9 protein-coding genes and 1 pseudogene are annotated in these 8,396 nt (G+C 65.1%); all 10 read left to right on the top strand.

Annotated elements, in window-relative coordinates:
- A partial coding sequence (locus VTU_RS27980; RefSeq protein ID WP_010106647.1) for an SH3 domain-containing protein occupies positions 1–288 on the top strand: 288 nt, incomplete at its 5' end.
- A gap of 13 nt (positions 289–301) precedes the next feature.
- Positions 302–2,128 carry a TadA family conjugal transfer-associated ATPase gene (locus VTU_RS0117695; RefSeq protein WP_010106645.1) on the top strand — a complete coding sequence of 609 codons (1,827 nt, stop codon included), beginning with the start codon at positions 302–304 and terminating at the stop codon, positions 2,126–2,128.
- Positions 2,125–2,994, top strand: a complete 870-nt coding sequence (locus VTU_RS0117690; RefSeq protein ID WP_010106643.1) for a type II secretion system F family protein — start codon at positions 2,125–2,127, stop codon at positions 2,992–2,994. The genes VTU_RS0117695 and VTU_RS0117690 overlap by 4 nt, the downstream gene beginning before the upstream one ends.
- Positions 2,995–3,004: 10 nt before the next feature.
- Entirely contained in the window at positions 3,005–3,295 is a 291-nt protein-coding gene (locus tag VTU_RS0117685) for a hypothetical protein (RefSeq protein ID WP_010106642.1), read from the top strand.
- Between the two features lie 4 nt (positions 3,296–3,299).
- The gene (locus tag VTU_RS0117680) at positions 3,300–4,244 is read left to right on the top strand and encodes a type II secretion system F family protein (protein WP_010106641.1); all 945 of its coding nucleotides are present in this window, start codon (positions 3,300–3,302) and stop codon (positions 4,242–4,244) included.
- A complete protein-coding gene (locus tag VTU_RS0117675; protein WP_010106640.1) occupies positions 4,244–4,774 on the top strand; it encodes a DUF192 domain-containing protein in 531 nt (176 codons plus the stop codon). Before VTU_RS0117680 ends, VTU_RS0117675 begins: the two co-directional genes overlap by 1 nt.
- 76 nt (positions 4,775–4,850) lie before the next feature.
- A complete protein-coding gene (locus tag VTU_RS0117670; RefSeq protein WP_010106639.1) occupies positions 4,851–5,960 on the top strand; it encodes a hypothetical protein in 1,110 nt (369 codons plus the stop codon).
- A 214-nt stretch (positions 5,961–6,174) separates the two neighbouring features.
- Positions 6,175–7,302: a hypothetical protein gene (locus tag VTU_RS0117665; RefSeq protein ID WP_010106638.1), complete on the top strand. Its 1,128-nt coding sequence runs from the start codon at positions 6,175–6,177 to the stop codon at positions 7,300–7,302.
- Positions 7,303–7,312: 10 nt separating this feature from the next.
- Positions 7,313–7,444 (top strand): annotated as a pseudogene (locus VTU_RS35595) (hypothetical protein); the annotation flags it as partial.
- Between the two features lie 80 nt (positions 7,445–7,524).
- A complete protein-coding gene (locus tag VTU_RS35460; RefSeq protein ID WP_265597343.1) occupies positions 7,525–8,265 on the top strand; it encodes a pilus assembly protein in 741 nt (246 codons plus the stop codon).
- Positions 8,266–8,396: the final 131 nt, after the last annotated feature.

The raw sequence follows: 8,396 nt of genomic DNA, 5'->3' as shown, positions 1-8,396 counted from the left end.
GCACCGCCTGACGGCGCGCACGCCCGCCAGGCCCGGCAGGGCCAGGACATCGCCGCGCGCGAAGCCGCCGGCGGGGACGCCCACCCCACACCCGGCAGCTACCGCGTCACCCTCGACGCGCTCGCGCTGCGGGTCACGCCCGACGTGAACGCGCCCGTGCTGCAACGCCTGGCGCTGGGCAGCCAGGTCGAGGTCCTGCCCCAGGCCCCTCAGGCCCAGTTCTCTGCGGTACAGGTTGACGGGCGGCGCGGCTGGGTCGAGACCCAGTGGCTGTTCCCCGCTTTCTGAACGGCGGCCTTCCATGATCGATCTGGAAATCACCCACCCTGACGGCCAGCAGCAGCGCATGCAGGTGCCGGACACATGCTCCATCGGCAAGGGCATGCACTGCGAGCTGCGGCTGGACAACTGGCGCATCAGCAAAGAGCATGCGCGTCTGCTCCAAAGCCCGGCGGGCGTGCTGCTCGAAGATGGCGGCAGCTTTGGCGGCGTGCTCGTCAATGGCCAGCGCATCGATGCGCAGTACGGGCCCGTGCAGGCCAGCGACACCATCGGCATCGGCTCCTTTCGACTGCGCGTGCTCGGCCAGGAAACCATTCCCGGCCATACATCAGCATCAGCGCCCGCACGGCACGACAGCGCCGAATCCAAGGCCCCTTCGCCCGGCACCCGCGCCGCCGCACCACCACCCGACCCGGTGGCTGCCACGGCAGCACCCTCCCTGCCGACGCTGCACACGCTGACCGACGCGGCGTCGCCGCCCGCGATCGAACGGGACCCATCCCTGCGCGCGCTCGAATTCGAATGGCGCAAGCGCCTGCACGCCAAGCTCATCGAGACCATGGACCTGCGCCGCCATGACGTCTCGGGCATGTCCGACGAGCACCTGCGCACCGAGGCCGGCGAGCTCATCGCCAGGATCATGCTGGACATGGACGCCGACATTCCGGCCCCGCTCGACCGCGACTCGCTGCGCAAGCAAATCCTCGACGAGGCCGTGGGCCTGGGGCCGCTGGAGGAACTGCTCAGCGACGACACGGTGACCGAAGTCATGGTGAATCGCTTCGACGAGATCTACATCGAATGCGCAGGCCGCCTGCAAAAGCATTCGCTGACCTTCACCAGCGACCACGCCGTGATGGGCGTGATCGAGCGCATCGTCGCCCCGCTGGGCCGGCGCATCGACGAATCCTCGCCCATGGTCGACGCGCGGCTCAAGGACGGCTCACGCGTCAACGCCATCATTCCCCCGCTGGCGCTCAAGGGCTCCACGCTGACCATCCGCAAATTCGCCAAGCGCAAGCTCAGCGCCGACGACCTGGTGCAGTTTGGCGCGCTCAGCCCGGCCATGGCCGACTTCCTGCGCATCTGCGTGGAGGCGCGCAAGAACATCATCGTCTCCGGCGGCACGGGCTCGGGCAAGACCACCTTGCTCAACATCCTGTCGAACTTCATCCCGCCCGGCGAGCGCGTCATCACCGTCGAGGACGCCGCCGAGCTCAAGCTCAACCACGAGCACCTGATCAGCCTGGAATCGCGCCCGGCAAACGTCGAAGGCAAGGGCGGGATCAGCATCCGCGAATTGGTGCGCAACACCCTGCGCATGCGGCCCGACCGCATCGTCGTCGGCGAATGCCGGGGCGCCGAGGCGCTGGACATGCTCCAGGCCATGAACACCGGCCACGAAGGCTCGCTGACCACGCTGCACGCGAACAGCCCGCGCGACGGACTGGCCCGGCTCGAGACCATGGTGCTCATGGCCGGAATGGAACTGCCGCTGGCGGCGATCCGCGAGCAGATCGCCAGCGCGGTGGACATCATCGTGCAGCAAACGCGCTTCTCCTGCGGCACGCGCATGGTCACGTACATCACCGAGATCAGCGGCATGGAAAGCGGCAAGATCCAGCTGCAGGACCTGTTCACCTTCGTGAACCGGGGCTACGCAATCCAGGCCAACGGCCTGAGCAAGGTGCAAGGGCAATTCAGCGGCTGCGACACGGTGCCGCATTTCTACGACGAACTGCGTGCCAGCGGCGCGGTGCTCGACCTGGACATCTTCCGCGGCGTCCCCGGGACCAGCACCGCCGGCGCCGGCGGCAACGCGCCGGGAGAAAGAGAGAGAGCATGAGCAGCCTCGCGCCGGACACCCTCTTTTTCGTGATCATCTCCGTGGTCGCCCTGTCGACCACGCTGCTGACCTGGCTGCTGATCGACATCGGCAGCTCCTCGCTGCGGCGCTACCGCGCCAGCTTTACCGAGCGCGCGGGCTTCCAGGCGGCAGAGTTCTTCCTGTTCATCGATCCGCGCAAGCTGTTCGTCGCCAACTTGGCGGTGATGGCGCTCGGCGGCGTGCTGGTGTGGCTCATCAGCGGCAGCGAACTGCTCGCGCTGCCGACCTTCTTCGTGCTCGGACTGCTGCCGCGTTTCCTCTACCAGCAAATGCGCAAGCGCAGACTGCGCCGGTTCGAGGAACAACTGCCCGACGCGCTGATGATGCTCAGCGGCGGCCTGCGCGCGGGCGTGGGCCTGAGCAGCGCGATCGCGCAGCTGGTGGCCGAATCGAGCCCGCCGCTGAGCCAGGAATTCGCGCTCATGCTGCGCGAACAACGCCTGGGCGTGACGCTGGAGCAGGCACTGAACAACCTGAGCCGGCGCATGCCCACGCAGACCACGGTCCTCATCACCTCGGCCATGCGCATTGCCAACGAAACCGGGGGCAGCCTGGCCGAAACCCTGGAGCGCACCTCGGTGACGATCCGCAGCCGGCTGCAAATGGAGGCAAAGATCGGCTCGCTGACGGCGCAGGGCAAGCTGCAAGCCTGGGTGGTCGGAGCCCTGCCCCTGGTGCTCATGCTCATCCTCAACAAGATGGAGCCGCAAGCCATGTCCATGCTCTGGCACACCCGCATGGGCTGGGCCACGCTGGCCGTGATCGCCGTCTTCGAGTTCATGGGCGTGTACATCATCCGCAAGATCGTCGCCATCGACGTTTAGGTTGAGCCCCATGGAACCGAACACCCTGTTCATCGCCCTGATCGCCGCGTCCGCGGGATGCAGTGCCGGCCTCGTGGCCTGGTTGCTTAGCTGCTCGAAGGACTCGCCCGTGCAGGCCCTGCGGCTCAAGCTGCGCCAGGCGGGGCTGGGCTACTACACCCTGCGCCCCGCGCAGTTCATTGCCAGCTATGCGCAGGCCATGGTCATCGGCGCGCTGCTTGGCTGGCCATACCCCGCAATCTGGATTCGGGACCGCATCGCACTGCGCCGACTCCGCAAGATCATCGCCATCGACGTTTAGATCCATGGAATCGAACACCCTGATCATCGCCCTGATCGCCGCGTCCGCGGGACTCAGTGTCGGCCTTGTGGCCTGGCTGCTTAGCCGCTCCATGGCCAGCGTCCCGTCCGAGGACCGGAGCTACAAGGACTCGCCGCCCCTGGCCTTTCGCCTGCTCTGGTGGCCCATCCAATGGATCAGCTACCTGCTGGCGCCGCAGCTCGGCGACGGCAAGGCCGTGCAGGCCCTGCGGCTCAAGCTGCGCCAGGCGGGGCTGGACTACACCCTGAGCCCCGCGCAGTTCATCGCCTGCCGCGTCATCAGCGCGCTGGTGGCGCTGCTCGTGGTCTGGTGGATCGTCGCCAGCTTCGACGGAGTGCCCATCGGCGCGAGCGCGGGCGCGAACACCGAGCCCCGGCACATTCCCCGCGGTGTCTACGCGCAGGCCATGGCCATCGGCGCGCTGCTCGGCTGGCTATACCCCGCGATCTGGATCCGGGACCGCATCGCACTGCGCCGGCGCGAACTGCTGCGCATGATGCCCTTCTTCCTGGACATCATCACGCTGTGCGTCGAGGCCGGGCTGAACATGCAAGGAGCGATCACGCAGGCCGTGGCCAAGGGCCCGCCGAGTCTGGTGCGCGAAGAATTCCAACGCGTGCTGCGCGACCTGCGCGCGGGCAAGGGGCGCGCCGAAGCGCTGCGCGACATGGGCGAGCGCCTGAACGAGCCCAGCGTGACGAACTTCATCATGGCCGTGATCCAGGCCGAGCGCATGGGCATGAGCCTCGGACCCGTGCTGCGCGCGCAGGCCGACCAGCGGCGCTCGGAGCGCTTTCTGCGCGCCGAGAAACTGGCGATGGAAGCCCCCGTGAAGATGCTCTTTCCGCTGATCGCGTTCATCTTCCCCTGCACCTTCATCGTGCTGCTGTTCCCGATCGCGATGAAATTCATGAACACGGGGCTGTGATGGCGGGCCAGCCGGAGCACCACGCACTGCAGATTCGCCAAGCCCGGGGCTTCTGGGAGCGCTTCATCGGTTTGATGGGCCGCAGCGACCCGCGCGGCACGGCGGCTGGCGACAGCAGCGCATTGCTGATTGCGCGCTGCACCAGCGTGCACAGCTGCTTCATGCGCTACGCGCTGGACGTCGTCTACCTCGACACCCAGGGCCGCATCACGCGCCAGGTACCGGCACTGGCCCCCTGGCGCTGCAGCTGGGGCGGACCGGGCGCCGCCCATGTGCTGGAGATGCCCGCAGGCGCAATAGCCAGCCAGGGCCTGGAGCCCGGCATGCAGTTGCGGCCCTGGCCGGTGGATGCAGGCACGGGGCATGGCGTCTGCAGCGCCCGGTTTGTCCGGCCGGGTCATGACCGTGAGGACCATGAGACAGCCAGCACACCGCCGCCCACCACGGCATATGGCCGTTGCAAGAAGGATCAGGACGACGCCAGTTCCCCATCCACCACCAGCAGTTCCCGCGCAAGCCCCACCGGGTGACGCGCGTTTCCCAACCCCTTTGTTCTTTTGATTGAACTCCCCCATGCCACATCAATTCTCATCCCCGGGACGCGCCATGGCGCGCCGTACCCGCTTCCTGTCCTGGCTGCTGGCCTGCGGCCTGACCCTTGTCGCCTGCGGCGGAGACGATGACACCTCGGACCCCGGGGTCATTGGCGGTGACGCCATAAACGGCGATATCTTCATTACTGCGGCCGGACCGCTGTGCGCCCAGCACGAGATGGGCGGCAACTGCGTCCAACCCACGTCGTCGTCCACCGATGAATTGGCGCTGCACAAGGCCATGACCGACCCTGACCCCAAAAGCCCGGTGATCAACTTCGACATCTCGGGCTACATCGTCGAATCTCCCCTCACCAAGGGCGGCCAAGGCAGCATCGACATGAGCTACTCCGCCTACGGCTTGGCGCGGCGCCATGTCCAGGCCGGACGCAACAGCTTCATTGTGGATGGCAGGCGTTACGGGAATGGCAGACACTTGGGCGAAACAGATTTCTACTACACACGCGAACAGGGTGGACGCGCCGGCTTTACATTCAACTTGGAGATGGGTCATAACCCGGCTTGGCACTTTGCCTTCGGAGAGGGCGAAGGCGAAAGTCGCAAGGGAGGGACCGCCTGGTATGCCCAGCTCGGATTGCTTACCGACCAGACCGATGCGCCCAGGACCCGGAAAGTGACCTATGTGGGCGCCTACTATTCATTGTCAGGTACGGCAAAGTCGCTCGATCACGGCTCAGACATTCTGAATATAGGCGTCACCTACGAGGCCGAGTTGGATCTGCAAACGGGCTCGCTGAGCGGGGTCAGCATTGACTACACCGACCCCAAGAAGCAAAGGCACACACGCCTGAAACTGCCCGATCTGACGTTCAAGCATTCGCGGCTGTATGGCCTTTCAAAGACGCAGCGCATCGACGTCGAGATTGAGGGTGCCGTGGATGATTTGCGCGGGGAGGGACCGCTCCCTGATACCCCGCGCGTCCAACACGAGTTCACCATCGAGGAGTTGGAGGGCGAGATCCTGGGCAAGCAGGCCTCGCTCATCCATCTTGTGGGCGCGGGACCCAAGGGGGTCTTTCAGGTCATGCTGTATCGCAAGGAATTGTTTGAGTTGATGGACGACCCTGTCATCAACTACCCCCTGACCCCTGCCAAGCCCTGAACCCCAGCCCATGCGGGCCGCCCCAGCCTAAGCCAATTCACCATGCGCCAATACAGCACACCACGATCCGCTGCGCCATGACTTCTCCAGAAATCAGATCAACCAGCAGCCGTTCCCGTGCAAGCACCACCGGGTGACGCCAGCGCGTTGCCCCATCCCTTTGTTTCCTGATTCGCTCCCCATGCTCCATCGACCCTTATCCCCGGAGCGCCCCATGGCGGCGCCCCGCACCCGTTTCCTGTTTTGGCTGCTGGCCTGCGGCCTGACCCTTGTCGCCTGCGGTGGAGACGATGACACCTCGGACCCCGGGGTCATTGGCGGTGACGCCATAAACGGCGATATCTTCGTTACTGCTGCCGGACCGCTGTGCGCCCAGCGCGAGATGGGCGGCAACTGCGTCCAACCCACGTCGTCATCCACCGATGAATTGGCGCTGCACAAGGCCATAACCGACCCTAAGCCTGACGCCCCGATGATCAATTTCGACATCTCGGGCTACATCGTCGACGGTCTCATCAGCAAGAACAGCGAAGGCAACCTCGTCATGACCACCCCCTCCTACGGCCTGGCGCGGCGCCATGTTCAGGCCGGACGCGACTGCAACTGCTTCATTGTGGATGGCAGGCGTTACGGGCATGTCAAACACCAGCGCGACACAGAGTTCTACTACACACGCGAACAGGGTGGCACTGCCGGCTTTAACTTTACGGCCAACGAGGATATGGGTCAGAACCCGGCTTGGTACTTTTCCTTCGGAGAGGGCGAAGGCGAGAGTCGCAAGAAAGGTGCTGGCTGGTTTGCCCAGCTCGGATTGCTCACCGACCAGACCGATGCGCCCAGGACCCGGAAAGTGACCTATGTGGGTCTCTACTATTCATTGTCAGGCACGGGAGAGCCGCTCGACAAGAACGGCCATGACTCTCTGACGATAGGCGTCACCTACGAGGCCGAGTTGGATTTGCACACGGGCTCGCTGAGCGGGGTCAGCATGGACTACACCGATCCCAAGGCGCAGAGGCACACGCGCCTGAAACTGCCCGATCTGACGTTCAAGCATTCGCGGCTGTATGGCCTTTCAAAGACGCAGCGCTTCGACATCGAGGTTGATGGCCCCGTGAATGATTGGCGCGGGGAGGGACCGCTCCCTGATACCCCGCGCGTCCAACACGATTTCACCATTGAGGCGCTGGAGGGCGAGATATTGGGCAAGCAGGCCGCGCTCATCCATCTTGTGGGCGGGGGCCCCAAGGGGGTCTTTCAGGTCTTGCTGTATCGCAAGGAATTGTTTGAGTTGATGGAAGACCCTGTCATCAACTTCCCCCTGACCCCTGCCAAGCCCTGAACCCCAGCCCATGCGGGCCGCCAGCCTAAGCCAATTCACCATGCGCCAACACAGCACACCACGATTCGCTGCGCCACGCCAGCGCGGCAGCGCCATGATCGAGTTCACCGTGGTCGGCCCCATCATTACGCTGCTGGGGCTGGCCATGCTGCAATACGGCCTGGTGTTTTTCTCCAAAAACCAGATAACCACGCGAGCTTTATGGCCGCGCGCTCGGGCAGCATGGCCCACGCCAAACTCTCGGACATCCGCGAAAGCTACCTGCGCGCGCTGGTGCCGCTATACGGCGGGGGCCGCGACAGCGCGGAACTGGCGCAGGCCAAGGCCAAGGCGGCGGCCGACCTGCAGGGCAATTTGCGCATCGACCTGCTCAACCCCACACACGCGAGCTTTGACGACTGGAACGATCCCTGGTTGGAGCAAAAGTACAACGCACGCGCAATACCCAACGCCGGCCTGGCAGACCGCAACAGAAACGTCGGCAGCCAATCGGGCCAGAGCGTGCAGGACGCGAACCTGCTCAAGATCAAGGTGACGCACGGCTACGAGCTCAAGATTCCGTTGGTCAGCACCATCTACAAGCACTACCTGAAGTGGTTCGACAACGGCGGCGACAGTTTCCACAGCCAACTCATCGCGCAGGGCCGGCTGCCGGTCGTCACGTACGTCACGCTGCACATGCAAAGTGACGCCGTCGAAGGCGAGACCACGATTTCCAACCCGGGCGCAGGCAATACCGGCAGCCCCGTAAATCCGGGGGGATCGGACGGCCCAGGAGGGGGTCCGGGCGGCCCAGGCGGCCCGGGTGGCAAATCCCCGGCACCCGACTGCATCACCATGGGTTGCACGGTGCTCGACTCGGGCAACGGCTCGGGCACGGGCGCTGGTACCGGTGACGGTGGCGGCGCGGGCGGTGGCGGGAATGGCAATGGTGGATCAGGCGGAGCGCCAGAATGTTTTTGATGAAACGAACACGGCGCGGCCTGCGCTCCCTTTTGTTGCTCTGGCTGATGCTGGTATTGGCGCTTGCGCAACTGCATCCGCAAGCGGCATGGGCGCAAGCCACCAGCGCGCCCGGGCAGGAAAGCGGGGGC

This window comes from Verminephrobacter aporrectodeae subsp. tuberculatae At4 (assembly GCF_000193225.1).
In the GTDB taxonomy this organism is placed as follows: Bacteria; Pseudomonadota; Gammaproteobacteria; order Burkholderiales; family Burkholderiaceae_C; genus Acidovorax; species Acidovorax aporrectodeae.
The sequence above is the reverse complement of the archived record's forward strand: the minus strand, read 5'-3'. Positions and strand labels throughout refer to the sequence as shown.

What these genes read in the sequence shown, in the direction of transcription:
- VTU_RS35460 (WP_265597343.1), top strand. Translation starts at nt 7,525, where the DNA reads ATGGCCCACGCCAAACTCTCGGACATCCGCGAAAGCTACCTGCGCGCG.
- VTU_RS0117685 (WP_010106642.1), top strand. Translation starts at nt 3,005, where the DNA reads ATGGAACCGAACACCCTGTTCATCGCCCTGATCGCCGCGTCCGCGGGA.
- VTU_RS0117680 (WP_010106641.1), top strand. Translation starts at nt 3,300, where the DNA reads ATGGAATCGAACACCCTGATCATCGCCCTGATCGCCGCGTCCGCGGGA.
- VTU_RS0117665 (WP_010106638.1), top strand. Translation starts at nt 6,175, where the DNA reads ATGGCGGCGCCCCGCACCCGTTTCCTGTTTTGGCTGCTGGCCTGCGGC.
- VTU_RS0117675 (WP_010106640.1), top strand. Translation starts at nt 4,244, where the DNA reads ATGGCGGGCCAGCCGGAGCACCACGCACTGCAGATTCGCCAAGCCCGG.
- VTU_RS0117690 (WP_010106643.1), top strand. Translation starts at nt 2,125, where the DNA reads ATGAGCAGCCTCGCGCCGGACACCCTCTTTTTCGTGATCATCTCCGTG.
- VTU_RS0117670 (WP_010106639.1), top strand. Translation starts at nt 4,851, where the DNA reads ATGGCGCGCCGTACCCGCTTCCTGTCCTGGCTGCTGGCCTGCGGCCTG.
- VTU_RS0117695 (WP_010106645.1), top strand. Translation starts at nt 302, where the DNA reads ATGATCGATCTGGAAATCACCCACCCTGACGGCCAGCAGCAGCGCATG.